This is a genomic window from Halorubrum sp. SD626R (assembly GCF_001261915.1).
Classification (GTDB): Archaea; Halobacteriota; Halobacteria; order Halobacteriales; family Haloferacaceae; genus Halorubrum.
In genome coordinates this window covers 30129-56580 of sequence record NZ_CVRT01000047.1, presented here as the reverse complement: position 1 = coordinate 56580, position 26452 = coordinate 30129, and the positions used below count along the sequence as shown (strand labels likewise).

The 26452-nt window shown below is 69.8% G+C and carries 21 protein-coding genes and 1 pseudogene; 16 read left to right on the top strand and 6 right to left on the bottom strand.

What is annotated here, in order from left to right:
• The first annotated feature begins 3 nt into the window (after positions 1–3).
• The 5 genes and pseudogenes from SD626R_RS04070 to SD626R_RS17130 all read left to right on the top strand — a co-directional run bounded on the left by SD626R_RS04070 (position 4) and on the right by SD626R_RS17130 (position 4406).
• A complete protein-coding gene (locus SD626R_RS04070) occupies positions 4–1071 on the top strand; it encodes an aminotransferase class I/II-fold pyridoxal phosphate-dependent enzyme (protein ID WP_092563840.1) in 1068 nt (355 codons plus the stop codon).
• A complete protein-coding gene (locus SD626R_RS04065; RefSeq protein ID WP_092563837.1) occupies positions 1064–1816 on the top strand; it encodes an adenosylcobinamide amidohydrolase in 753 nt (250 codons plus the stop codon). The genes SD626R_RS04070 and SD626R_RS04065 overlap by 8 nt, the downstream gene beginning before the upstream one ends.
• Positions 1813–2556, top strand: a complete 744-nt coding sequence (locus tag SD626R_RS04060; protein WP_092563834.1) for a cob(I)yrinic acid a,c-diamide adenosyltransferase — start codon at positions 1813–1815, stop codon at positions 2554–2556. The genes SD626R_RS04065 and SD626R_RS04060 overlap by 4 nt, the downstream gene beginning before the upstream one ends.
• A gap of 43 nt (positions 2557–2599) precedes the next feature.
• Positions 2600–4152: pseudogene (locus SD626R_RS04055) on the top strand (cobyric acid synthase).
• Positions 4153–4223: 71 nt separating this feature from the next.
• Positions 4224–4406: a DUF7987 family protein gene (locus tag SD626R_RS17130; protein WP_092563831.1), complete on the top strand. Its 183-nt coding sequence runs from the start codon at positions 4224–4226 to the stop codon at positions 4404–4406.
• A 25-nt stretch (positions 4407–4431) separates the two neighbouring features.
• Here SD626R_RS17130 and SD626R_RS04045 read toward each other — a convergent pair whose 3' ends face one another.
• Complete coding sequence (locus SD626R_RS04045) at positions 4432–5127, bottom strand: helix-turn-helix domain-containing protein (RefSeq protein ID WP_092563828.1); 696 nt, start codon at positions 5125–5127, stop codon at positions 4432–4434.
• A gap of 184 nt (positions 5128–5311) precedes the next feature.
• Between SD626R_RS04045 and SD626R_RS04040 the strand changes: the two genes are divergently transcribed.
• The 3 genes from SD626R_RS04040 (at position 5312) to SD626R_RS04030 (ending at position 10245) form a co-directional block, all read left to right on the top strand.
• Positions 5312–6250, top strand: a complete 939-nt coding sequence (locus tag SD626R_RS04040) for a hypothetical protein (RefSeq protein ID WP_092563951.1) — start codon at positions 5312–5314, stop codon at positions 6248–6250.
• A gap of 84 nt (positions 6251–6334) precedes the next feature.
• Positions 6335–8449 carry a formate dehydrogenase subunit alpha gene (gene fdhF / locus SD626R_RS04035; RefSeq protein ID WP_092563825.1) on the top strand — a complete coding sequence of 705 codons (2115 nt, stop codon included), beginning with the start codon at positions 6335–6337 and terminating at the stop codon, positions 8447–8449.
• Between the two features lie 80 nt (positions 8450–8529).
• Entirely contained in the window at positions 8530–10245 is a 1716-nt protein-coding gene (locus tag SD626R_RS04030) for a globin-coupled sensor protein (protein WP_241996698.1), read from the top strand.
• A gap of 56 nt (positions 10246–10301) precedes the next feature.
• Here SD626R_RS04030 and SD626R_RS16690 read toward each other — a convergent pair whose 3' ends face one another.
• Positions 10302–10472: a hypothetical protein gene (locus SD626R_RS16690; protein WP_176697262.1), complete on the bottom strand. Its 171-nt coding sequence runs from the start codon at positions 10470–10472 to the stop codon at positions 10302–10304.
• Positions 10473–10571: 99 nt separating this feature from the next.
• Between SD626R_RS16690 and npdG the strand changes: the two genes are divergently transcribed.
• From npdG to SD626R_RS04000, 6 genes are all read left to right on the top strand, one after another.
• Entirely contained in the window at positions 10572–11240 is a 669-nt protein-coding gene (gene npdG, locus SD626R_RS04025; protein ID WP_092563823.1) for an NADPH-dependent F420 reductase, read from the top strand.
• Positions 11241–11297: 57 nt separating this feature from the next.
• A complete protein-coding gene (locus SD626R_RS04020) occupies positions 11298–12140 on the top strand; it encodes a polyprenyl synthetase family protein (RefSeq protein ID WP_092563820.1) in 843 nt (280 codons plus the stop codon).
• Between the two features lie 181 nt (positions 12141–12321).
• Entirely contained in the window at positions 12322–13494 is a 1173-nt protein-coding gene (locus SD626R_RS04015) for a tubulin/FtsZ family protein (protein WP_092563817.1), read from the top strand.
• Between the two features lie 140 nt (positions 13495–13634).
• Positions 13635–15128: a tubulin/FtsZ family protein gene (locus SD626R_RS04010; protein WP_092563814.1), complete on the top strand. Its 1494-nt coding sequence runs from the start codon at positions 13635–13637 to the stop codon at positions 15126–15128.
• 53 nt (positions 15129–15181) lie between these two features.
• On the top strand, positions 15182–16444 hold the full coding sequence (locus SD626R_RS04005) for a hypothetical protein (protein ID WP_092563811.1): 1263 nt from the start codon (positions 15182–15184) through the stop codon (positions 16442–16444).
• Positions 16441–17052 carry a hypothetical protein gene (locus SD626R_RS04000; RefSeq protein WP_092563809.1) on the top strand — a complete coding sequence of 204 codons (612 nt, stop codon included), beginning with the start codon at positions 16441–16443 and terminating at the stop codon, positions 17050–17052. The genes SD626R_RS04005 and SD626R_RS04000 overlap by 4 nt, the downstream gene beginning before the upstream one ends.
• Before the next feature lie 46 nt (positions 17053–17098).
• Here the strand turns inward: SD626R_RS04000 and SD626R_RS03995 are convergent, their stop codons facing one another.
• Complete coding sequence (locus SD626R_RS03995) at positions 17099–19573, bottom strand: efflux RND transporter permease subunit (RefSeq protein WP_092563806.1); 2475 nt, start codon at positions 19571–19573, stop codon at positions 17099–17101.
• A gap of 3 nt (positions 19574–19576) precedes the next feature.
• Positions 19577–21226, bottom strand: a complete 1650-nt coding sequence (locus SD626R_RS03990) for a COG1361 S-layer family protein (protein WP_241996696.1) — start codon at positions 21224–21226, stop codon at positions 19577–19579.
• A 223-nt stretch (positions 21227–21449) separates the two neighbouring features.
• On the opposite strand from SD626R_RS03990, the gene SD626R_RS03985 reads away from it, so the two are divergent.
• Positions 21450–22142: a TetR/AcrR family transcriptional regulator gene (locus tag SD626R_RS03985; protein WP_092563803.1), complete on the top strand. Its 693-nt coding sequence runs from the start codon at positions 21450–21452 to the stop codon at positions 22140–22142.
• Positions 22143–22499: 357 nt separating this feature from the next.
• Positions 22500–25319 (top strand): HVO_2072 family ArtA-dependent S-layer glycoprotein, encoded by a 2820-nt coding sequence (csg, locus tag SD626R_RS03980; RefSeq protein ID WP_176697265.1) that lies wholly within the window; start codon positions 22500–22502, stop codon positions 25317–25319.
• A gap of 194 nt (positions 25320–25513) precedes the next feature.
• Here csg and SD626R_RS17125 read toward each other — a convergent pair whose 3' ends face one another.
• Both SD626R_RS17125 and SD626R_RS03970 read right to left on the bottom strand, forming a co-directional pair.
• Positions 25514–25813, bottom strand: a complete 300-nt coding sequence (locus SD626R_RS17125) for a PIN domain-containing protein (RefSeq protein WP_241996694.1) — start codon at positions 25811–25813, stop codon at positions 25514–25516.
• Positions 25814–25991: 178 nt separating this feature from the next.
• Positions 25992–26240: a UPF0175 family protein gene (locus SD626R_RS03970; protein WP_092563797.1), complete on the bottom strand. Its 249-nt coding sequence runs from the start codon at positions 26238–26240 to the stop codon at positions 25992–25994.
• Between the last annotated feature and the right edge of the window lie 212 nt (positions 26241–26452).

Genomic DNA, 26452 nt, shown 5'->3' with positions numbered 1-26452 from the left:
CACATGAACCTCGACACCGCCCTCGACCTCGACCGCGCGCCTCACGGGAGCAGCGACGACCCCGACCTGCTGGACTTCTCGGCGAACACCAACCCGGAGGTCCCGGAGGGCGTCGAATCGGTCTACCGGGAGGCGTTCGCGGACGCTCGGTCGTACCCCGCGGAGCCGCCGGCGGCGTTCCGCGAGGCCGCGGCCGCGTACGTCGGCTGCGACCCGGAGTCCGTGGTCCCGGCGCCCGGCGGGCTCGCCGCGATCCGGGCGGCGGTCGCGCTCGCGGTCGACCCGGGCGACACCGCCCTCGTCCCGGCGCCGAGCTTCGGCGAGTACGCCCGCGAGGTGCGGCTGCAGGGGGGCGAACCGGCGTTCGTTCCGGCGGCCGAGGTCCTCGACGCCGACCCGAGCGACCACGCGCTCGCCGTCGTCTGTACCCCGAACAACCCGACGGGGACCGCGTACGACCGCGCGGCGTTAGAGCGGTTCGCGGCGCGGTGCCGCGAGGCCGGGACGCGCCTCCTCGTCGACGAGGCGTTCCTCGGGTTCGCCGACCGCCCGTCGGTCGCGGGGACCGAGGGGGTCGTCGTCGCCCGGTCGCTCACGAAGCTGTTCGGCCTCCCCGGGATCCGGACGGGGTTCGCGGTCGCGACGGGCGAGCTCGGCGCGGCGCTGTCGAGCGCCCGGCGCCCGTGGAACCTGAGCGCCCCGGCGCTCGCGACGGGGGCGTACTGCATGGACCAGTCCGAGTTTATTCGAGAGACCGGCGAGCGCGTGCGCTCGGAGCGGGAACGGATGCGCGAGGCGCTCGCGGAGCGCTACGCGGTATCCCCCTCCGACGCGCCGTTCCTCCTGCTCGACGTGAGCGGGGACGGCCGGTCGGTCGAGACCGTCGTCGCCGACGCCCGGGAGCGCGGCGTGGCGGTCCGCGACGCGACCACCTTCCGGGGGCTCGACTCGCACGTCCGCGTCGCGGTGCGCCGGCCCGCGGAGAACGACCGGCTGCTGGCGGCGCTCGGGGTGGGTGACGAGACGGAAAGCGACGCGGCGACGAGCCGCGCGGAGGGCGACGATGTTTGAGGCGACCGTCCGCGACGATGTCCTCCGCCTGCGACGCCCCGGGACGCGCTGGCTCTCGACCGGGTGGAACGGCGGGCGCTCGCGCGGCGCCGCGGCGTACAACGTGACCGTCCCCGAGGGGTTCGAGCGCACCGACCTCGGTGAATACCGGGACGAGCGGCTGGCGCGGGCGGGGTTCGAAAGGAAAAACGACCCGCCGACCCTGTTCACCGGCGTCGCGATGGAACACGCCCGCGGCGCGCGCCGCGGGGCGGTCGTCGCGTACGCGACCGCCGGGCTCTCGAACCCGGCGATGCTCCCGGTGGACTCGGTGCGAGAGGCGGCCGACGGCGCCGACGCGGTCGCCGACGGCCCAGAGCGCGACGGCGAGACGGCGTCCGAGGGACCGCCCCGGCGACCCGGCACGGTCAACCTGATCGTCGGCACGACCCGGCGGCTCGCGGACGGCGCCGCGGCGAACCTCGTCGCGGTCGCGGCCGAGGCGAAGGCGGCGACGCTGCTCGCGACCGCGAGCGCGCCGGGCACCACGAGCGACGCGGTCGTGATCGCCGACGATCCGGACGGCGAGCCGGCGGCGTTCTCGGGCAGCGCCACGCCGGTCGGCGCGGCGGCGCGCGTCTGCGTCCGGGACGCGGTGCGCGCGAGCCTGCGGTCGCGGTACCCGGACGGCGGCCTGCCCGGGCCGGCCGGCGACGCCGAGCACGGCGTCGTCGCCGACGGGCGGGCGGAGGTCTTCGACCCATGACAGACGACACCAACGACACCGACGGCGGCGAATCGAGCGAGACCTATCCGAGCGACGGCGAACCAGCCGACGGCGACCCCTCCGCCCGGACGCCCGGCGGCGGTGCAACCCCCGAGCCGGAGCCGATCGAGCCGGCCGCCCCCGAGGAGTTCGGGCTCGTACAGGCCTGGTGGGGCGACGGGAAGGGGAAGACGACGGCGGCGATGGGGATGGGCTTCCGGGCCGCGGGGCACGGCTACCGCGTCCACATGCTCCAGTTCATGAAGGGGGGCGCCGACAGCGTCGAGGGCGTCAGAGGCGAGTACAACGCCATCGCCGCGATGCCGGGGTTCAGCTACGAGAACGCCGGCCACTACGGCTGGCACGGCCTCCTCGACGGCTCGGCGGACGACGAGCACGAGGCGAAGGCGTCGGCCGCCTTCGACCGCGCCGAGGCGCTCGTCGCGGGCGCGGCCGAGGCGGACCTGACGGAACCGCTCCCGCTCGACGGCGACCCCGACGACGGGGTCCACATGCTGATTCTGGACGAGCTGCTGTACGCGGCCGACCGAGGGCTCGTCGACCCCGAGGACATCGTCGCGCTCGCGGAGTCGAAGCCCGAGGGGCTCGAACTCGTCTTGACCGGGAGCCACGCGGAGCCCGAGTACCTGGAGGGGGTGGCCGACCTGATCTCGAACGTCCGGAAGGTGGCCCACCCCTTCGACGCGGGCCACCGCGCTCGCCGGGGGACGGAGTACTGAGACGTATGAGCCGGCCGCGACGCTCCCCGCGTCGGAGGCACCGATGACCGACCCCGACCCCGACGCCGAGACGCTCCTGATCGCCGGCACGGCGAGCCACGCCGGCAAGAGCACGATCGCGGCCGGGCTCTGTCGGTACCTCGCCCGGAACGGGGTCGCGGTCGCCCCGTTCAAGGCGCAGAACATGAGCAACAACGCGCGGGTCGCGCTCGCGCCGAACGGCGAGTGGGGCGAGATCGGGATCTCTCAGTACGTGCAGGCGCGGGCGGCGGGCGTCCCGGCGACGACCGACATGAACCCCGTGCTGCTCAAGCCGCGCGGGGACGGCGAGAGCCAGCTGATCGTCGACGGCGAGGCGGTCGGGCACTACGCGGCCGGCGAGTACTACGAGGCGCACTGGGACCGGGCGCGGGACGCGGCGGTCGCCGCGCACCGCCGGCTCGCGGCCGATCGCGACGTGATCGTCGCCGAGGGGGCGGGCAGCATCGCCGAGATCAACCTCCACGACCGCGACCTCGCGAACGTCGAGTGCGCGCGCTTCGCCGACGCCCGAATCGTGATCGCCGTCGACATCGAGCGCGGCGGCGCCTTCGCGAGCCTCTACGGGACGCTCGAACTCCTCCCCGACGACATCCGCGAGCGCGTCGCCGGCGCGGTCGTCACGAAGTTCCGCGGCGACCCCTCGCTGCTGGAGCCCGGTATCGACGAGATCGAGGCGCGCACGGGCGTCCCGATCGTCGGCGTGATCCCGCACGACGACCCCGGCCTCCCCGCGGAGGACAGCCTCTCGCTGCCGGACGCGGGCGACGGGGGCCGTCCCGAGACCCCGGGCGGGGCGAGCGTTCTCGGCGCCGACGACGGCGTCCCCGACGCCGTCGCGGTCCGGGTCGCCGTCCCCCGCCTCCCGCGGATCTCGAACTTCACGGACTTGGAGCCGCTGGCGCGCGAGCCGGGGGTGAGGGTCGCGTACGTCCCGCTCGACGCGTCCCGCGGCGAGGGGACCGATCCCCTCGGCGACGCCGACGCGGTCGTCATCCCCGGCTCGAAGAACACCGTCGACGACCTGCTCGCGCTCCGCGACGCCGGCTTCGACGACGCGATCCGCGATTTTTCCGGACCGATCGTCGGCCTCTGCGGCGGCTACCAGATCCTCGGCGAGCGGCTGACGAACGCCGCGGTCGAGGGGACCGGCGGGGTGACCGAGGTCGAGGGGGTCGGCGTGTTACCGGTCGAGACGCGGTTCTCGACCGAGAAGCGCGTGGAGCGCGTGACGCGGACGGTCGAGGGGGGCGGCCCGATCGCCGGCGCGGACGGGACCGCGACCGGCTACGAGATCCACATGGGGCGGTCGTCGCCGACCGAGTCGGTCGCCTCCCCGCTGGGCCCGGAGAGCGCGGCGACCGACCGGGCGCTCGGCACCTACCTCCACGGCCTCTTCGAGAACGAGGGCGTCCGCGAGGTGTTCCTGAACCGCGCGTTCGCGGCGGCGGGGCGGAGTCCGGAGAGGCGGACGACCGCACCCCCTACGACCGGGCCGCCGACCTCGTCGACGACAACGTCGACCTCGCGGCGCTCGGCCTCGGCGATCTCGGCTGACGCGTCCCTGGCTGACGCGGGCGCGGTCTCGCGGCGAAATGTCCTTGTCCCTTCCAGCCGACGGGTCGCGCATGGTCTCCCGCGAGAACGCCGTCATCGGGACGTGTATCGCCCTCACCGTCGCCGCCGCCCTGGCGATCGAGTCGCTGGACCTGACGTACCCGGAGTGGGTCCCGCTCGCGCTGTTCCTCGGGGGCGGGGTCGTCGTGCCGCTCGCGATCAACGAGACGCTGGACCGGCGAGAGGCGGCGTAGGGCGGGAGGACGACGGAGAGCGGACTCAGGCCTCGCCCAGCGTCTCCTCCAGCAGCTTCCGCTGGGCCGCCGCGAGGTGCTCGGCGAACGTCGAGGGGGCGATGTCGAGCGCCTCGGCGACCGCGCTCGCGTTGGCGTCCCGGGGGCGCTCGAAGTATCCCATCCGGTAGGCGGTCCGTAACACCTCGCACTGGCGGTCGGTGAGCCGGCCGCGGTCGACGAGGGTCCGGTCGGGGACCGCGTCGTCGGTCGCCGCGCCGTGGACGAGGTAGCGGACCTCGACGCGGTCCGCGATCCCGTCGAGCGCCGAGACGATGTCGCGGAGGCGTTCGAGGTCGGGGAGGTGCAGCGTCAGGAGGAGCACGCCGTCCTCGGCGCGCGCGTCGGCGATGGGGCAGTCGAGCTCCTCGATGACCCGACAGGCGCACTCCCCGTCGCGCGGGCGGTCGTACCGGTACACCCGCTCGTCGCCGAGGTCGACGACGGACGCGGCCGCCGGCACGTCGTCCGCTCGGTCGACCGCGTCGGGGTCGCGGGCGCGGAACTCCTCGGTGTGGGTGTCGCCCGCGTGCGTCCAGTTGACGCCCGTGATCGGGCCGTCGTGGGCGGTCGACGCCGCGACGACCGGGCAGTTCCCCGCGCCGTGGATCGCGACGCCCGCGCGGACGCCGTCGGGCGTCTCTCCCGCGCGACTCCCCGTCGGTTCGCTACCGGTTGCCATCGGATCGGCGAAGGGGCGACGCACACAAATGCCTGATCCCCGACGAGCGGGTCGCTTCGCGGGGTCCCGAGAACACCCGCAATACTGTGGGTCGGTCGGTATCGGTTCGCGCCCCGGAGACGCGACCGTGCACCGAGCGATCCACGCCGTCGGAGCGGTCGCCCTGGCCGGCGCCGGGGCGGGAATGAGCGTCGCGGCGGCCGCCGGGCTGGCGGCCGGGGGCGAGGCCGGGTTCGGGGCCGGCACGGAACCCCTGGCCGTCGCCGTCGTCTTCGCGGTCGCCGCGACGGGCCTCGGCCACACGGCCGTCAGGGAGGCCCGGTGGGCGCTGCGGGCGGACGGGTTCCGGGTCACGCGCACCGACCTCGGCAACGCGGCCGCCGTCGCCCTCGGGGCGCCACTCACCTTCGCGCTCTCCGTTCGGGTGGGGGTCGGCCCGGTCGTCGCGTCCGCCTTGGTCGGGCTCTGCGCGTACCTCCTGTCGGAGACGTACGGCGCCCCCGCGTACTGCGGCTCGTTCGTCGGGATGGCGACCCCCGCGGCCGACGCCGACCTCGGGGCGGTGGTCGCGGCGGGCGTCGTCGCCGGCGGCGTCTTCGTCGCCGCCAAGCGCGCGTTCAACGGGTTCGGCGGGAAGCTCGGGACGACGGCGTTCGTCGGCTGCCTGACGGTGGCGGCGCTCGGCGGGCTCGCCCCCGGGACGGGGTCGGTCCCGACGCCGACCGTCGCGGCGGGGCTCGTCGCCGCGGCCGCCGTCGCCGCGCTCGTCACCTTCCTCGTGAGCGTCCGGCTCGACCACGGGCCGGTCGTCGGGAGCGCGGTCGTCGGGCTCGTCGCCGGCGTCGTCTGTCCGCCGCTGTTTGCCGCCGGGGACGCGGTCGCGGCGGTCGCCTTCTGCGCGTCGTTCGCCGGGATGGCCACGCCCGAGCGGATCCCGGGCCCCGGCGCGATGCTGCTGGCCGGCGGGGTCTCGGGCGTCGCGTTCGTCGGCGCCGCACCCCAGTTCGTCGGCTTCGGTGGGAAGCTCGGCACAATCGCCTTCGCTGCCTGCCTCGTCACCGCGGGGCTCCTCTCGCTCGGCCGGGTCCTCGCCCCGGTCGGCGGCGACGCCGCGACGGGGTGAGCGCCGGCGCGGTCGGGTGACTATTTAAAACACCACGCTACGCCGGTGCCATCGGGAGGGCCGTGGAGCCCCTCCCCTCGTCCGATGACCGATCCGAGCGAGACGCCAGACCGGAGCTTCGAGTCGAACCCCACCGTCTGCCCGTTCTGCGGCGTCGGCTGTACGATCGAGTACGCCGGCCGCGGGAGCGCGACCGGCGCCGAGGGACCGGTGAACGCCCGCGGGGAGATCTGTCCGAAGGGGGCCGCCGCGTTCGACGTCGTCGACCACGGGGACCGGCTGACGGAGCCGCTCGTCCGTCACAACGGGAACTTCGTCACGGCGCCGTGGGCGGAGGCGCTCGACCGCGTCGTCGACGGGATCGGCGGCGTGATCGACGAGCACGGCCCGGACGCCGTCCAGTTCTTCGCCTCGTCGAACTGCACGAACGAGGAGAACTACGTTCTCCAGAAGCTCGCGCGCGTTCTCGGGACGAACAACGTGGACAACTGCGCGCGGCTCTGTCACGCCTCGACGGTCGCCGCGATGAGTGAGCGGCTCGGCGCCGGCGCGATGACGAACACCTTGGACGACCTGCGAGAGGCGGACTGCATCTTCGTCAACGGCGCGAACCCCGCCGAGCAACACCCCGTCGCGTTCCGGTCGTACCTCCTCCCGGCGGTCCGCGACGGCGCGACGCTCGTCCACGTCGACCCGCGCGCGAACGACACGACCGAGGCGGCCGACGTCCACGTCCCGCTGCGGCCCGGCACCGACATCCAGGTCGCGAACGCGATCGCCGCGGTCCTGATCGAGGAGGACCTCGTCGACGAGGCGTTCCTCGCGGAGCGGGCGACCGGGTTCGACCGCCTGCGCGAGCGCCTCGCCGACGTCGACGTCGCGGCCAGCGCCGAGGCGGCCGGCGTCGACCCGGAGACCCTCCGGGAGGCCGCGCGGGCGTACGGCGAGGCGGACCGCGCCGCGATCGTGACGGGGATGGGAACGAGCCAGCACCGCTGCGGCACCGACAACGTCCACGCCCTGCTGAACCTCACGCTCCTGACCGGCAACGTCGGTCGCCCCGGGACCGGCGTGAACCCCCTGCGCGGGCAGAACAACGTGCAGGGCGCCAGCGACGTGGGCGGGCTCCCGGGCGTGCTCCCCGGCTACGAGCCCGTGACGGACCCGGACGCCCGCGAGCGGGTCGCCGCCGAGTGGGGCGTCGAGCCGCCGGCCGAGCCAGGGCTCACCGAGGTCGAGGCGACGCACCGCTTCGGCGACGACGTGCGCGCGGCGGTCGTCTTCGGCGAGAACCCCGCGGTCACCGAGCCGAACGCGACCGCGGTCAGGTCGGCGTTCGACGAGCTCGACTTCTGCGTCGTCATCGACCTGTTCGAGACGGCGACGGCGGCCCACGCGGACGTGGTCCTCCCGGGGAGCGCGTGGGCCGAGAAGGCCGGCACCGTGACGAACACCGACCGCCGCGTGATGCGGATGCGGCCGAACGCCGACCTCCCGGGGAACGCCCGGCTGGACTTCGAGATCCTGACCGAACTCGGGCGCCGGCTGACCGACCGTCCGGACGCCTTCGGCTACGACGGCCCCGAGGATGCGTTCGACGAGCTGACCCGCGTCGCGCCGATCTACGAGGGGATGAGCTACGCGGGAATCGGCGACGGCTACCAGCGGTGGCCGTTCTCGGCCGACGACGGCGCCGGCACCGAGGTGTTACACGCCGAGGAGTTCCTGACCGGCGAGCGCACCGCGCCGCTCGCGGTCGTCGACCCGGTCCCGCCCGCCGACGAGCTCGACGCCGGCGAGCTGACCCTGACGACCGGGCGCGTCCTCCAGCACTTCAACAGCGGGGCGCTCAGTCGGCGCTCGGACCGCCTCACCGCGATGCGCGGCGAGGACGTCCTCCAGGTCCACCCGAGCGACGCCGACGACCGCGGGATCGAGGACGGCGACCGGGTGACCGTCTCCAACGAGCGCGGGGCCGTCGAGGCGACGGCCGACGTCACGCCGGCGGTCCGCGAGGGCGTCGTCTTCTGTACGTTCCACTACGCCGAGCCGCTCGCGAACGCGCTGACGGGGGACGAGCTGGACCCGGAGGCGAAGATTCCGGAGTTCAAGCACTCGGCGGTCACGGTCGAGCCGGTCGCAGGGACCGACGCGGCCGAGGGCGACGCCGCCGAGAGCGACGCGGCGGGCGCCGACTGAGGCCGCGGCGCCGACCGGGCGGAATCACGCGTGATACACGGAAGTCAGGCGTTATATACCGCTGCGGAAGACGCCTCAGTATGGCTACATCAGGGGAGTACGGTCGGGAGGACTTCGGGCAGGGAGGGCTGAGCGCCGGAGTCGACCCCGCGGAACTGGTCGAGGAGATCGGCCTCGACGCCGAGGAGATCCGATGGCGGAAGGAGTTCGTCGGCTTCGACGAGGAAGACGAACGCCGGCTGAGCCGGTACGAGGACGCGTTCGCGTCGAACGCCGAGCAGGTCGCGGACGACTTCTACGAGAACCTCACCGGTCACGAGCAGACCGTCGATGTCATCGGCCGCTCCGACAAGGGGATAGAACAGCTCAAGCGGACGCAGTCGGCGTACCTCGTGACGCTCGCGGGCGGCGACTACGGGCCGGAGTACTTCGAGGACCGGGCGCGGATCGGGAAGATCCACGACCTGCTTGAGATGCCGATGAAACACTACCTCGGGCAGTACGGCGTGTACTACGACCTCATCCTCCCGATCATCGGCGACCGACTCACGGAGTCGCTCGCGGGTCGGGTCGGAGAAACGGTGAGCGACGCGGCGCCGAGCGAGGCGGACGGCGTCGGCGACGCCGTCGAGGCGGCGATCGAGGAGGAGGTCGACGACGCGATCGAAGACCTCCTGTCGATCCTGCGCATCGTCAACCTCGACATGCAGGTCGTCACGGACACGTATATCCACTCCTACAGCGAGAAGCTCTCTGCGGCCGTCGAGGAGAACGAGCGGCTCATGGCCGAGGTGGAGGCCGAGGTCGAGGCACCGATCGGTGACCTCCGCGAGTCGGCGGGCGACGTCGCGGACAGCGCCGCCGAGGTCGGCGACGCGGCCGAGGACCAGTCGCAGCAGGTCGCCGAGATCTCCTCCGAGGTGGCGAACCTCTCGGCGACGGTCGAGGAGGTGGCGTCGACCGCCGACGAGGTCGAGCGGACGAGCAGCCGGGCGGAGACGCTCGCCGAGGACGGGCGGGACGCGGCCGACGACGCCGCGTCGGCCATGGACGACATCGGCGCCGCCGTCGACGAGGTGGCGGACGACGTTGAGGCGCTCCAAGAGCGGGTCGAGGAGATCGACGAGTTCGTCGATGCGATCAACGGGATCGCCGACCAGACGAACCTGCTCGCGCTGAACGCCTCGATCGAGGCGGCCCGCGCCGGCGAGGCCGGCGCCGGGTTCGGCGTCGTCGCCGACGAGATCAAGTCGCTCGCTGGGGAGTCACAGCAGCGCGCGAGCGACATCGAGTCGATGGTCGACGGCATCCGGACCGACACGGAAGAGACGGTCGAGAGCCTCTCGGAGACGACGGTGCGGGTCGACGAGGGGAGCGAGCGCGTCGGCGACGCGACGGAGAGTCTCACCAACATCGCCGAGGCGGTGACGGAGACGGCGAACGGGATCGACGAGGTCTCGGACGTGACCGACGAGCAGGCCGCCGCCGCCGAGGAGATCGCCGCGACGATCGACGGGGTGGTCGAGCAGTCGAACCGGATCAGCGAGCGGATGCAGGAGCTGGCGGAGGAAAGCGAGTGCCAGTCGGACGCGGTCGAGGAGGTCGAACGGACCGTGCGTCGGTTGGCCGTCGACGGTGCCGACACCGGGTCCCGGGCGGCGTCGCTGACGGACGGCGGTCGGTCGATACCGCCCGGGCTCCCTGAGGGGATGCCCGAGTTCGTGATCGAGCGCCTCTCCGACGCGGAGTTGCGGGCGATCGCGGCCGGGGAGCTAGAGATGGACGACCTGCGGTGAATCGGCATGGATGACGCGCCGGTCGCGCCACGAGGGGCGCGGCCCGAGAACCGGTCTCAGGGCGCGAAGTACGCGTCCGGACCCCGGACGCCGGAGAGTTCCCGCAGCGGGCGGGCGCCGCACCGGCCGCAGGCGGTCGGCTCGTCGGGGTCGTCTGGCAGCGCGAACACCGTGTCGCAGGCGTCGCAGGCGACGTAGCGGAGCGCCAGCGACGGGACATCGGTCATGCGCCCGTTAGGCGGCCGGCGTACATGAACCCCGGGCCGAACGGTGGCGAGGACGGCCGGTCACGCAACCCTCAAGACGCGAGCGACCGCACTAAACGTATGCAGATCGCGATACTCGGCGGTACCGGCGACATCGGTGAGGGGCTCGCCCTCCGACTGGCGGCCGACACGCCCCACCGCGTCTCGATCGGGTCGCGGGAGGCCGAGAAGGCGGAGAACAGGGCCGAGGAGTACACCACCGAGCTGGAGAGCCGCGGCCTCAACGCGACCGTCGGGGGCGCCGAGAACGCGGCGGCGGCCGCCGCGGCCAAGGTCGTCGTCCTCGCGGTCCCGCCCTACCACGTCGGCGACACGGTGGAGGCGATCTCGGACGAACTCGACGACGGCGACGTCCTCGTCTCGCCGGCGACGGGGATGAAACGCGACGAGGAGGGATTCCACTACCACAAGCCGGGCGCGGGCTCGGTGACGGCCATCGTCGCGGACGCGGCGCCCGAGGGGGTCGACGTCGTCGGGGCGTTCCACAACCTCGCGGCGGCCCGGCTCGCGAACCTCGACGCCGACCTCGGGATCGACACGCTCGTGATCGGGGACGACGAGGACGCGAAGCGGACGGTCGCGGACGTCGCCGAGGGGATCGAGGGGCTCCGCACGCTCGACGCCGGTGGGCTCGCCAACGCGCCCGAGATCGAGGGGCTCACGCCCCTCCTGATCAACGTCGCCTCGAACAACGACGGGCTCCACGACCTCGGCATCGAGTTCAAGTAGCCGGCGGCGGTCGGCGTTCCGTTAGGCCTTTGCGCGACCGGTGCCTCCGGACGATAGATGGAGTACCTGGAGCGCCGGGTCGCGCTGGTCGAGGACCGGCTGGAGGCCGTCATCGACGAGGTCGAGCCCGAGGAGCTGTCCGACGAGGTCGGCCACGTCGTCCTCGCCGGCGGCAAGCGCGTCCGCCCGGCGGTGACGATCCTCGCCTGCGAGGCGTTCGACGGCGATCCCGACGACGCCGTCGACTTCGCGGCCGGGATCGAGTTCGTCCACAACGCGTCGCTCGTCATCGACGACATCATCGACCGCTCGGCGGTCCGGCGCGGCACCCCCTCCGCGTGGGCGGAGTTCGGGTACGGCCCCGCGATCGTCGCCAGCGACGGCCTGCTCGGTGAGGCGTTCGGGCTGTTCTCCGCGGAGCCGCGCGCGATGCGGACCGTCGCCGAGGCGATGGTCGAGCTCGGCGAGGGGGAGGCCACCGAGCTCGCCGACCGCCCGACGACGGAGGCGGAGTACATGGAGCTCGCCCGCCGGAAGACGGGCGCGCTGTTCCGGGCCGCCGCCGAGCTCGGCGCGGTCGCCGGCGGCGCCGAGCCGGACGCGATCGACTCGTTCGGCGAGTACGCCGAGCGCGTCGGCGTCGCGTTCCAGATGCGCGACGACGTGCTCGACGCGACCGCCGACGCCGACGACCTCGGGAAGCCGACGGGACAGGACGCCGAGATGGACCGCCCCTCGGTGGTCCAGGTCACGTCGCTGTCGCCGACGGAGATCGACGAGCGCGCCCGGGAGCAGTCGGAGCTGGCGCTCGCCGCGCTCGACGACGCCGACCCGCCGGAGACGGAGGCGATCGAGTACCTCCGCGACCTCGCGGAGTTCGTCGTCGTGCGGGAGCGCTGAGCCGGTCGGACGGAACTCGTCTCCGGGGTTCTCCCGCCGTCCGCGTCTGACACACCTTAATACCCGTCGAGTCCAACAGACCGGACAATCACATGAGAACCCAAACTCGCGCGCGGACCGCCGGCACCCGAACACGATCGCGATCGCACGGGCCCGTCGAGCCGCGGCAGGGGAAGGACCGATGAAGCTCGCGACCATCGGCGTCGGGAACGCCGGCAGCAAGCTCATCGACCGGATGATCGAGTTCGAGGTCGAGACCGGTCGGAACCTCTGCCGACACGCCCTCGTCATCAACACGGCGCGGACGGACCTCGCCAAGCCGAAGAACATCCCCGAGGACCGCCGCGTCCTCATCGGCGACACGCACCACAAGGCCCGCGGTCACGGCGTCGGCGGCGACGCCGAGATCGGCGCGGAGGTCGCCAAGACCGACATCGACGAGATCCGCCGCGTCTTCGACGACGTCGAGATCCACGAGGTCGACGCGGTGCTGGTCGCGGCCGGGCTCGGCGGCGGCACCGGCAGCGGGGCCGCGCCGGTCGTCATCGAGGAGATCCAGAAGATGTACGACGAACCGGTGTACGGGCTCGGCGTGCTGCCCGGCAAGTACGAGGGCGGTCGCCCGGCGCTCAACGCCGCCCGCTCGCTCCAGTCGTTCGTCACCAAGGTCGACAACTTCATCGCGTTCGACAACGACGCCTGGCGCTCGCGCGGACAGACGATAGAGCAGGGGTACGAGGAGATGAACAAGGAGCTCGCGACCCGGATCGTCACCCTGCTCGCGGCCGGCGAGGTCGACGAGAGCGAGGTGGGCGAGAACGCGATGGACTCCAGCGACATCATGCGGACCCTCGAAGTCGGCGGGGTCTCCTCGATCGGGTACGCCTCGACCGAGCTCGCGCCCGCGAAACAGGGCCTGCTGTCGAAGTTCAACGAGTCGGACGAGCCCGAGAGCGAGTCCACCGACGCCGCGAAGATCAAGGGGCTCGTCCGCCGGGCGGTCAACTCCCGGCTCACCGTCCCCTGCGATATATCCAGCGCGGACCGCGCGCTCATCGTCTTCGCCGGGCCGCCGGAGGTCATCTCGCGGAAGGGCGTCGAGTCCGCCCGCGAGTGGCTGGAGAACGCGGCCGACACCGTCGACGTGCTCGCGGGCGACGACCCCCGCCCCGACTCGTCGACGCTCGCGGCGGTGGTGCTGCTCTCGAACGTGACCGAGACGCCCCGGATCGACGAGATCCAGAGCCAGGCGGTCGACGCGCAGAACAAGATCAGAGAGCAGGACGCGGTCCGCGAGGAGGAGATCCAGTCGCTGATCACCGACGACGACGACGACCTGGACCCGATCGTCTGAATGCCCCGAACCAGAGCGGCCGGGCGCCCCGAGGGCGCTCGCGTCACTGACCGCCCGGGGCGCGCACCAATCGCCGAGCGCCCGGATCGGGGTCGCGGCGCCGAGTCGCTCGCGCGTCGCCGGTCGCCGCCGGTGGTCGGATGAAGCTCGCGTTCGTCGGCGTCGGCGACGCCGGCACCCGGATCGTCGACCGGCTGGTCCGCGCCGAGCGGGCCTCCGGGCGGTCGGTCAGCGACGGGAACGTCCTCGTGTTCAACACCGACGACGCCGCCTTCGAGGCCGCGACGGCCGTCCCCGACGAGCGGCGCGTCCTGCTCGGCGACACGCACCCCGCGGTCAGACGGCGTCCCGACCCCGCCGAGGCCGGAGGGGCCGATGGTGCTGAGACCGCCGACGGCGCCGGGGGTGCCGACGAGACGGAGGCGCTCGCATCTGAGATCGACCCGTTCGGGGTCGGCGGCGACCCCGACACCGGTGCGGCGGTCGCCGAGGCGGAGCTGCCCGAGATCCGCCGCGCGCTCGACCGGATCGACGAGACGGAGGTGGCGGGGACGATGCTGGTCACCGGACTGGGCGGCGGGACGGGGACCGGAGTCGGGAGCGTCCTGCTCGAGGAGCTCAATTCGATCTACGAGACCCCCGTGTACGTCCTCGGCGCCCTGCCGGCCGCGACCGAGCCGGACCGCCGGGCGCTGACCGCGGCCCGCGGGATCCGGACGGTCGTGCCGCTCGCGGACGCCGTCTTCCCGGTCGACAACGAGGCCTGGCGTCGGGGCGACCCGGTGGCCGAGCGGTACGACGCGATCAACGACGCGATCGCCGCCCGCGTGCTGGCGCTCTTCGGGGCCGGCGAGCGCGACCCGGAGTCCGTCTCGGAGCTGCGCGTCGATCCGGCAGACGTCACCCGAACGCTCGAAGTGGGGGGCGTCGCCTCGATCGGCCACGCGACCCACGAGCTCACCCCAGATGACGCCGGCGTGGTGACCCGCCTGCTCCGGCTGCTCGGGATCGCCGACGCGCCGGAGAGCGACGGCGCGGAGGCCGACGCCGCGACGGTGAAGCGGCTCGTGCGCCGCGCGCTCGAATCGACGCTGACGCTTCCCTGCTCTGTCGACTCGGCCGATCGGGTGCTTGTGATCCTCTCCGGGCCGCCCGACGCGGTCTCGCGGAAGGGGTTCGAGACGGGGCGGTACCTCCTCGAAGAGGAGACGGAGACCGTCGAGGTGTTGGCCGGCGACGAGCCGGTCCCCGGCGCGACTGAGGTCACCGCGACCGTGGTGCTCTCGAACGTCACCGACGTGCCCCGGATCGACGAGATCCAGCGGCGGGCGGTCGCCGCGCTGGACGCGTCCGACGCGGGCGACGACGGGACCACGGTGCTGGGCGACGCCGCGGACGCCGACACGCGGCCTGGCGCGCCCGATCCGGCCGACGGGCCCGGCGACGACGCGGCGGGCGACTCGCACGCGTCCGAGGATGGGCAGACTGGGAATCCAACTGACGGAGCGGCCGGAGCGGAACCCGACGGGGCGAGCTCGGAGTCGACGACGGAGACGGACGGCTCGGCGAGCGAGGACGGCGACAGATCGGTTCACGGCTTCGATTTCACCGCCGGCGACGACCGAGGGAAGTGACGCTCGGTCGTCGTCGGGGGCAATTTAAGTTCTCCCCCGTCGGAGTGGAGTGCGTGCAACGGACGCGACGCGACCTCCTAGCCGGCGTCGGTGTCGCCGCCGGATTTGCCGGCTGTCTGGGCGTCGACGGGGTCACCTATCCCGACGAGCCGGACTCGGGCGATGGGGACGCCGACGGCGGGGGAGAACCCGACGGGTCCGACGGCGACGGCGACGGGTCCGACGGCAGCGACGGCGGCGATCCCGGACCGAACCCCGCGCTCGCCGCGGCGACGCGGGGCGTCGTCGGCGACGCGCTGTGGTTCGCGACGTCGTACGAGGCCGCGGTCCGCGTCTACCGCGAGGCGACCGCCGACGTGCTCACCGAAGTGGACGCCGTCCGGGAGTCGGTCCGCGAGGCGACAGACCCGACGGTCGAGATGGCCGAGCGGCTCGAAGCCGCCGGGTACGACGCGGCCGAGCGCGCGGCGACCCCGCTCGAACCGCACTTCTACCCCGCGGGACTGCTCCGCTCGCGGACCGACAGACACGTGCCGGTGCTCGATCGGTTCGCCCGGCGGAACGACGCGGACCGGTTCACGGAGGAGCTCGAACGGATGCGCCTGTCGTTCTTTCAGATCCGGACGCCGATCTACGTCGATCGGCGGTTCTCTCGCGACCCGATCCACAACCGCCTGCTCGACCGGCTGGCCCCGGGCGACCCGGACGGGGTCGTCGTCGAACTCGCGGTCCCCGAGCGTCGTCGGTTCGCGACGCTCGCGCACCGGCCGTACTCGGACGGCGACGGGGACGACGAAGGCGACGAGACGTATCCGCCGACGTTCACAGACGACGCGCTGCCCGCGGAACGCCGCGAGTCGCTCCGCGAGCGGCTCGGCCCGGTCGCCCGGTCGGACGGTCGGACCGCGGAGCTGTTTTTCACCTTCGCGGACCGCCCGGAGCCGGCCGACCGTCGGCGAGACGCGTTCCGCGGGCCGCCGAGCGAGCTCGACGGGGCACCGCTCCACGTCCAGCGGTACGCCGACGCCGAGACCGCGAGCGACCGGCTCGACGCCGCGCTGGCGGCGGGCGCTACCGAGAGCCGCGAGCCGATCTCGCCGGCGACGGAGGCGGCCGACGACGCGATCGAGTGGCACCGCTACTACCACCGCGAGGCCGGGAGCGACCGGACGGACCTCGACGAGTTCGCCGGCGTGCAGTACGGCTACCTCCTGCAGGCCGGCGAGTTCGTCCTCGCGACCGGATTCTCCGGCGACGCGTGGGAAGAGCGTCCCCGTTGGCAGGGTCGGCTCCCCGACGCCTGGGTGACGGCATGACCCGACCACCCTCACGGCGTCAGTTCCTCGCGGCCGCCGTCCCCGTCGCGCTCGCGGGGTGTCTCGTCGAAGACGAATCGAGCGCGGCCGACCAGACCGAGGAGGTGGCCGACGGCGACGGATCCGGAGAGACGGCGCCGGCGGCGGACGGTGAGTCGACCACGAGCGGGGGAAGCGACGGTCCCGACGACGCGGAGCCGGCCGCGGACACGACGGGTGGCGACGGAGACACGTCGCCCGGTCCGGCCGGGATCACGGTCGAAGAGACCGATATCGTTCGGATCGTGGAGTCGAACCTCCTGTCGCAGATCGTCGCCGACGTGACTGTTCGCAACGCCGGCGAGCGCGCCTACGGCACCCTCGAACTCCGGGTCGACGCCTACTACGAGCCGCCGGAGGACGACCGGACGTACCACCCGCCGCGGGTCGACGAGCGGACGGCGGTCGGGCGGACCTACGTCGAAGACGACTTCGAGTCGTTCGACTCCGGGACGCGGACCTTCGAGGACGTTGTGATACAGTACGACGCCGAGGACGCGAACGACTCGACCGATCCGGCCGAGTTCGACGTAGAGATCGCGGTCCGGCGCGCGAATTCGATATCGTAGAGACCGGGGCCGCAGGCCGCGTCAATGTCGCTTCAGTAACGCGGGTTCAGCTCCGGAGCGCCGCCATGGCTCGCGCTTCGGCCCCGGACGCTCGGTCCCACAGTATCAGTGCCGGCGGCAGCGCGACGACCGAAATAATGAACGAGTACGCGACGCTCAGCCCCATCAACAACCCGAAGTTACCCAGTACGGGCGTGATCGCGAGTGCCAGCGCTCCCGTGCCGAGCGACGTGGTAAGCATGCTTCCGAGGAGTGCCCCACCGGTGCCGGTCAGCGTCGTGCGGATCGCGTCGAGTGCGTCCCCTCGTCGGTCGTACTCGTCGACGAACCGTGCGGTGATATGTACCGAGTACGCGATCCCGAGCCCGACGCCGATCGACAGCAACGTCGCCGTAAGCGCGTTGAGAGCGAGGCCGAGCAGTCGCATCGTGCCTACGAGCGACGCCACTGAGACCAGAATCGGAAACACGTTCACGATCCCCAACAGGGGTTTCGACTCGAGCACCCCGTACACGATCATCAGGAACACGGCCGTGAGCAGCAGGGACAGCAGCAGTCCCTGAATCGCCGACTCGAAGATGATCCCCGAGATCGCGTCGAAGACGACGATGCTTCCCGTCGCAGTCGCCGCGTACCGGAACTCGGTCGCGAACTCTTGGCTCTGAGCAGTCACCACGGCCTGTTCGGCGTCCGATTGGACGCTGTAAACGACCTGCGTGCTGCGGCGGTCTTCGGTCAGGTACCGTTCCGCCCGATCGCCCGAAGACGAAGCTAACAGAACGCTGTACACCCGATCGAGGTTCCGGTCGGGAATCCCGTCGCCGTCCCGGTCGTTGCGCGCGACAAGCGCGGCGAACTCCGGATCGCGGTCGGCCCGATCCCGAATTACCGTCACGATGCTCTCCGCACGGACCTGGTTGTCGTCACCGAGGGCGAGCGTCTCGGGCGGGTCGTCGTTCGGCCGTACCAACCCTTCCAACGCGTCGTCGCGTTCCATCGGCCCCTCGACATATATCGTGATCGACTCGTCTTGATTCGTGGCGAACCGGTCCTCCAAGATGTCGAGCGTCGACGAGACGGTGTACTCGCCGGGGGCGAACGGTTCGGGGACGTACTGGACGTACGCGGGTTCCTCCTCCGGGGGAAGGAAGTCCTCCTGTGAGAACGAGGTGTCGACGCCGGTGCCGTACGCGGCCATACCGCCGCCGAACAGCAGAATGACGATGACGAGGAGGACCGGTGCGCGATCGCCGGCCGTTGCGAACACCGAGAGCAGCCGGCCGAGCGAGGACTCCTCGGAAGCGATCGGTTCCGAGTTGAACTCGGGAACGCCGAACCGCTCCCGGAGTCGGTCGACTTCGAGCTTCGCCGCGGGGAGGAACAGTCCGAAAATGAGGAACGTGAACACGATCCCGACCGCCGAGATGATGCCGAGGTTCCGAATCGGCGGAAGGTCCGACAGCGCGTTCGCGCCGAATCCGAACACCGCGGTCGCCGTGACGATGACGAACGCGATCATCAGCTGCCGCGTCGCGATCCGCATCGACGGGACCGCCTCGAGGCCGGTGACCGTCTCCTCGCGGTACCGGTTGATGATGTGAATCCCGAAGTCGACGCCGACAGCGAGGAGCAATACTGGCGTCGAAATCTGTTGTTGAGTGAACGGAATCCCCGAGAACCCGAGGAATCCGAACGTCCAGATCAGCGTCATCACCAGCGCCGAGAGCCCGAGCGCGAGATCGATCGGGTCCCGATAAGCGATGATGAGAAAGCCCAGCAGCAACACGGCGACGATCGGCATCACCAGTGCCAGCGAGTCGCCGATGATCTGGCCGGTCTCCGCGTTGATGATCCCGCTTCCGAACGCGCGGATATCGGCCGGCTCGTCCGCCGCCATCGTCTCGACGGTCGTCTGTACCGTCTGGAAGTCACCGTCGGAGAACCCCTGTGGTACGTCGTGAGTGATCACCGTCACCGAGGCGGACGCCGACGCCTCGTTCGGATTGAAGTCGTCGGACACGAGACGACTGAATCCCGGGCGTTCGTTTGCCGCCCGGATCGCCGCTCGGAGCTCGGTGTCGGTCGCCGTTCGGATCGCCCGCTGTTGCTCCGTCGGCGTCGTCGCGCTCGGGTCGAGCTGCTGTGCGACGAGGGTCGCCGGACCGTTCGCGGACGCCATCCGGAGCTCTTCGCGTTCGTCGACGCGTTCGAGCACGCGGAGGTTCGAGAGGAGGTCCGTTCGCGAGAGCACGTTCGTGCCGGTCTGAACGAGTTGCGTGGACTCGTCGTCGGGGGCGAACGGCGCCTCGAACTCCTCTTCAACGGCGTCGAGAGCGTTCTGTGCCGGAACGTCTTGGGTGAAGCTGTCGGTCGCGTCCGACTCGGTCGTGACCATCGTCATCCCGCCGGCGAACACCGCCGTGACGAGGAGGAAGGCGACGATGACCGCCCTTCGACGGACGACGACGATTTCGCTGAGCGCGATCGTCGCGTTTTCGATCCGATCGCCGAGCTGGCTCATCGGTCACTCCCTCCGACGGTAGTACACCGCGGCGCCGGCCACGACGACCAGAAGCACGACCGCGAGGGCCGGTAGCGGTAGCCCGCCGCCCTCCGACTCCGTCACGTCGACGGGGACGCGAACGGTGTCCGACAGCTGGCTGTTACCGTCGGCGTCGTCGTACCGGAAGTCGAACGAGATGGGGTACGTACTGCCGGGCGTCGCCGACCCGGTCGCGGACAGGTCGAACGTCATCGTCACGCTCTCGCCGGGCGCGATCGACTGCGCGTAGCCGGTGTCGGTGTCGCCGGTCGCGACCGGATCGTCGGCGAACAGCCGCGCCTCGACGTCGCTGACCTCCTCGTCGAGGTTGTTCGTCACCTCGACGGAGATGGTGCGCTCGCCGCCCGCCTGGATGGTCCGGTCCGCGACCGCGACGTCGAACCGATCGCGCTCGGGAGCGATGTCGAACAACAGCTCGAGATCTTGGTAACTGCGTCGCTCCATCTCGGCGTTACGGTACTGAACCGCCACGTCGGCGGTGCGCGCGACCGCTTCCGCCTCGCCACTCACCGCGAGCGGCAGTCGGAAGTCGGCGGAGGCGCCGGGTTCGAGCGTCCCGACGGCGACTGATTCCTCGACCGGAATCAGACTCGGCGATTCCTCGGCGTACTGAACGACGACGTTTCGCGCCGTCGCGGGGCCGTCGTTCGTCACCGTCCCGTAGACGTCTCCTTCCTCACCGACGCGGAGGTCCGCGCTCACGTTGCCGATCGAGAACCGTTGTTCGCCCTGGGGGCGGACTCCGAGCGAGATCGTCTCGTCGGTTCGCCTGATCCCGTCGGGGTCTTTGAACGCGACCCGTCCCGTGACCACGTACGACCGGACGGCCGAGTTGGGGGCGACTTCGACGTCGTAGGTGACCGCGGCCGTCTCGCCGGGCGCCAGCTCGGCGATTCGAGCCGTGCTCGACTGGGTACCGCCGAAGGTGAGCACCCCGGCGGCCGAGGTGAGTTGAACGTCCGCCTCGGTAGCCGGCTCCGACCCGGTGTTTTCGAGTTCGACCGTCAAAATCCCTGAGTCGGCGACCTGCGCGTCGGTCTCGACGCCGACGACGCGGAAGCGGGCGTCGTCGCGGACGCGCACGTCAACGTCGCGGGAGACCGTCACGGTCCGGCTCTCACCGGAGGAGATGTAGCCGTACGTGAGGTCGAGGTCGAGGGTGTACGTGCCGGGCTCGACATCCTGCGGCACGTTCAGGCTCACCGGTAGCTCGCCGGGCGCGTTCGTCGTCACGCTGCCGATCGACGTCTCGCCGGACTCGACGGAGAGCGGGCCGCTCGCCTCGACGTCGACGCGGACGTCGCGAGCGGTAGTGACGATTTCGCTGTTCGCGGCGTTCCCGAACCGGAAGTTCCCGTCGTTGGCGATCTGGAGGGTGACCTCGTTCGTCCGTCCCGGTACGAGGTTCGGGTTCGGCGCGAAGACGTCGAGGTCCGGCGATCCGCCGATATTACTCCCCGCTTGCGCGGGCGCGGTGCCGGCGACGCTCGCAGCAGCGCCGGCGGAGTCCGCGTCGGCGCCGGAGAGCGACGCCCCGACGGCGCCGACGCCGACGCCGCTCGCGACGAGCAGGACGCTCACGAGGACGACTGACAGCTGTCGCGTTCGCATGCGTTACCGCGCCTCGACGGTCGCGGCGGTCGAGTCGTTGGCGCTCCGCTGTCGGAGGGACTCCGGAGCGAGACTGGTCGGCGAGAGGAAACGGGCTCGTTGCACGTCTACGACTTAGCTCACGAATCAATAAACGTTTCTTTCGTGGAGTCGCATACACGGGTATGAAACAGAGAAACCGAGACGCGGGGCCCGGTCGAGGGCCGACTCGACAGGGGATGGCGTGACGCGCTTCTCCGACGAGGACCGCGAGCGCATCCGGGGCGAGCTGACCGAGGCGGGACACGAGCTGTTCGCGCTGCACGGCTTCGACCGCACGCGCGTGAGCGACGTGACGGACGCGGCGGGCATCGGTACGAGCACGTTCTACCAGTTCTTCGACTCGAAGGAGGAGCTGTACCTCGCGGTGTTGGTCGCCGAGCGCGAGCGCCTGTTCGACCAGCTCGAAGCGGCGGTCGCCGAGGCCGAGACCCCGCGGGCCGAGGCCGAGACGATCCTGCGGACGACCCTCGGACAGGTGCGGTCGAACCCCCTGATCCGGCGGCTGTTCGTCGACGGGGAGATCCGGCGCGTCGAGGCGCAGCTGGACGGGGCGAGCTACGGCGACGCGGGCGAGGGAGACGACGCCGGGGCCTGCGCCGCGGGCGGCGGCGAGGGCACAATCGGCGGCGGAGACGGCGACGCCGCGACCGGCTTCGGGCGGGTGCTCCCGCAGCCGGAGGAGTGGGTCACCCGCGACGACTTCCGGATCGACGACCCGGAGATCGTTCGCGGGCTCCTGCGGTCGCTACTCTTCGTCACGCAGGCGCGGGAGACGCCGGTCGTCCCGGACGGGACCTACGACGCGGTCGAGGAGACGCTGATTGAGACAGTCGTCGCCGGGCTGTTCGCGGGAGCGGATCCGACCGAGGAGTGACCGTCGCGGACTCCGAGACAGAAGAGGGACGCTCGCGATCCGACCCGACGAGTCCCGTCGCTCGCGGACGCGCCCACCCTGCTTTTCACCTCACCACAAAAATCGAGACGAGCCCCGAATTCGAAAACAGCCGGTATACCGCCTCTCGCGCCGATTGTGAAGTCTTCACACACTCCGGTATACACACAAAGTATTTATAAGAACCGTCACATGGTTTTCATGCCCCTATCCCCGAACGCGGCAGAAGCGAGTAATCCGTGGCACACTTCACCCGTCTCACAATGCGATCGCGATACGAGACGGCAGTGTCGAGGACAAAGCTGCTGGCGCACTCGGACGCAGACAAGACAACAAACAATGACAAACGACAATAACACACGCACGAAGGCCAACGCGGTCTTCTTCAGCGTCATCATGGTGCTTTCCATGGTGGCCGTTGGATTCGCAGCTGCGCCTGCAGCTGCGGTCGGAGATGCTGACATCAGTGGCAGCATCGATTCCAACACCGAAGTTGCACAAGAGGTAGTGACACACGACTATTCCATTACAGTTAATACAACCAATCTTACTGCTTCCGACAACGGAAGCATCGCATTCGGTAGCCTCGGCTCTGGTAGCCCGGATAGCGTAACCGTTGATAGCGGCCCCGCCTCGGTAACTGGCACTGGTCCTATCAATCTGGATTCCGGTGCATCCGGTGAAGTGACTGTGACCGGTACTGTCACCATTGACTGGACCAGTCAGTCGACGGGTACTACCGTCACTCCTACTGCGACAATCACCGACTCCGGTGATTCCACTACTGGAGTGACTGATCTGACCCAGATTAGCATCGTTGATGCACGCCCTGACTCCACGGACGCAACAAAGAACGTGGATGACGGCGCAACAATCTATCAAGGTGAGGAAGTCAACTTCGTTGGCAATCTCTCCGGCCAGTCCGAGCTGATCGGCCTTGCTGGTGACGCCGAGAACCAGCAGCTCTCGGAGAACGTCGATAGCGATCAGACGCTTGGTCGCTACGGAATCGACGGTGACGGCAATAGCAACGGTATTGTTACCGTTGCTCAGCCGAGCATCTTTGATGCTGAAGTCCAGCTGGATAACGGTGAGGATATCTCCGGTTCGAGCGTTTCTACTGGAGATGCTGACAGCCTCTCGGTGTTAGCTGACTTCAATTTCGCGGGTGCTGAGCCGATTGAAGTAACGATTGAGGACCCGTCCGGGACAGATATTACCGACGAAGTGACCACCAACGGTAAGCTCATTACGCAAGACGAGGGGACGATCGAAATCGATCTCCAGAATGAAGACGCTGGTGAATACACGGTCATCCTGGAGGGTGAAGACGATCTTGACACTACGTCCGAAGAGCTGACGTTCACGCTCTCGTCGGATACTGACCTCTCCCTGGAAACCACGGAAGACAGTGTCACCCGCGGTACCAACGCTGAGTACACCCTCAGCGGCGGTACCTCCGGCCAGACGCACGTCGTTGCCGTTGAGGCCAGCGACTTCCGTGACACCTTCGATTCGGCTAGCAACCCCACCGTCTTCCGTAACACCGGTGACACGAACGAGGTTGGGTTCACTAATGGGACCGACACCGATACGAACCCGAACAACCTAGACGGAGACATCACGCACGCGTACGCTATTGTCGAGATGGATGGTTCCCAGGCAGTTGGGACTCTCCGGACCGACGCTCTTGATGCCACTTCGGTTACGATTGACGGTTACGCGACTGGCGTCACTCCGGCTCAGTTAGACGACACCAGTACCAGCTCGGAAACTGACACGGACCTCACTGTTGAGGAGGGCGAGCTTACGGCAGATAGCCCGAGTGGTACGTACACCATCGGCTCCGAAGCTGATGTCAACGGTACTGCAACAGGCATCGACGCGGTCGATGTCTACGTCCGTGACAACAACGAGTGGCAGCTCCTGATCAACGAGATCGATGTCGACTCGGACGATACGTACGAACTGGAGGATGTCGTCCTGTCAGATAGCGGCGACTCCAACATCGAATCTCCGGGTGCATCCATCCTCGGTCAGGCTGGTACGTACCGGTACGGGGTTATCGACAGTGCTGAGTCTGTCAGCGGCGATAGCCAGATCAACACGTCGGCGTTCAGTAGCGCCACCACGACCACGCAGAGCATTCGCACGGTCGAAGGTGAACTGAACGCTGAACTTGAGACGGTCAACGGTCAGATCAACTACGACATCGACGATCAGACGGACATTACTGGTACTGCTGAAGGCCAGAGTTCGGAGGGCATCTCCCTCGTCTTCGTCGACTCGCGTGGTGGCTTCGCCGTTCGGAACGTTGACGTTGATAGTGACGGCACTATCGACGAAGAGGACTTCAATATCCCGCAGACGGTGAGTGGCACTCAGTTAGCTGAAGGCACGGTTACCGCACACTTCATTTCGCCTGGCCGCGACGGGAACATCGGTGACGGTGACATCCCCGGCCAGAGCGGCGACAGTGTGCCCGCCTTCGAGTCCTGGCTCAGTAACAACGTCAGTACCAATCTGAACGCGGAGCAGGTCCGTGAACGGGTCGTTGCTGAGACGACTGAGGACACGGCTAGCGACGACCTGATGGTCACGCAGTCGTTCCGCTACGCTGAGAGTCAGACGACAATCGACTCGGTCTACCCCGAAGAGGCTCAGGCTGACGGCGTCAACCCGGTCGCGACCGGTGAGACGATGGTCGTCGAAGGTACGACCAACCTGCGCCCCGACGACGGGTCGATCACCCTCGAGGTTCTGAACGAGGACGGCGAATCGCTCCAGATCTCGAGCACCGATTCGTGGGAGACTAGTGGCCAGTGGAGCGCCACGGTCGACACGTCTGACCTCGAACCCGGTACGTACACCGTGCTGTCCGACGACGGTACGAACACGGACCGCGCCGAGGTCGAAATCGTCGAAGAGCGCCAGACTGACGACGGCGACGACGGCGAGGACGGTGACGACGGTTCCACCGACGGTGACGACGGTTCCACCGACGGTGACGACGGTGGCTCCGACGGTGACGACGGTGGCTCCGACGGTGACGACGGCGGTGACGGTGGCACGGACGACAGCACGCCCGGCTTCGGCGCGCTCGTCGCTCTGGTCGCCCTCATCGCGGCCGCCCTGCTCGCGACCCGTCGCGACAACTAACGCCGACTAATCACCGAACGGCTCTCCCGTTCGGCCCACGCGGTTCGCGGTTCCATTTTTTCGTGCGTCTCGACGCTTCGAGAGCGACCCGTCTCGCGGTCGCGTCAAACGGTTGGGCTGTCGAAGCGCTCCGAGAAATCGTCCGCTCTCGCTACGATGGGTAGCGAGTCTCCGCTTCGACTCTTACACTGCGGTCAGTCCGTCGCTTCCGAGAGAATTCGCGAGTAGAGGTCGTCGGCGATCCAGAACCCGGCGTCGCGAAGCGCGTCGAGTTCCGCCTCGATATCTACGGTTCCGTCGTCGGCTCCGCGGAGCAGAATCCCGATCACGCCCGTGATTGTCAGATCGTGTCTTCGAGCCACACGCCGGCCGTCCGCTTCGTCGATGAGCACGAGGTCCGCGTCGTTCTCGATCGCGTGGCAGATCGCGGCCGTTTCGCCGCGGTCCAGTTCGCGAAGCACCTCGGTGAACAGCGCCGACTGTTCGACCGCCACGACGGTGAGAAACTCTCGGTCGCGCAACTCGCGAAGCGAATCGGTCCCTTCGGTTCCGTCGACAAGTTCGTCCCAGACCTGGCTCGGAACGGTGACGCTGGAGAACTAGGATTCGAGCAGATCGAGCCGGTCGATGAGCGCGAGATTCAGCAGCGGAGAGGTGTCGGAGACGACGAGTTCACCGTCGGGCATAGTCGAAGTCCTCGGACAGTTCGGCGTCGGTGTAGTGACGCGGAACGGTCCGGTCACCGAGGAGATCGTGGAATTCCCGGGTGGACAGCTCCGCTAACGCCCGCGCCTTCCCGAACGATAGGACGCCGCGGGCGTACAGCGACACCGCCAGCTCCGTTTTCAGGGCCTGTGGGCGCTCCCCCTCGGGGAGCCGCAGCGCCTCGTACACCTCGTCGTCGATCTCGATAGTGGTCATGGCTGACTGGAGAGCGACACGCGTATTGAGCCTTTTGTCGCTGCTGTGACGGCGACGCCATATGTCGTGAGTTCGTACTGCAACGGTTCGGCGGTTCCCTAAAAGATCGACGCCGGGACGTGCGCCGGGCGAATTCAACGGTCACTCGGGTTCGCGTGTCCCCTGCGGTGTTCCGTGGCCTGTTCACAATCAGCCAATAGAGCGTCTGCAGC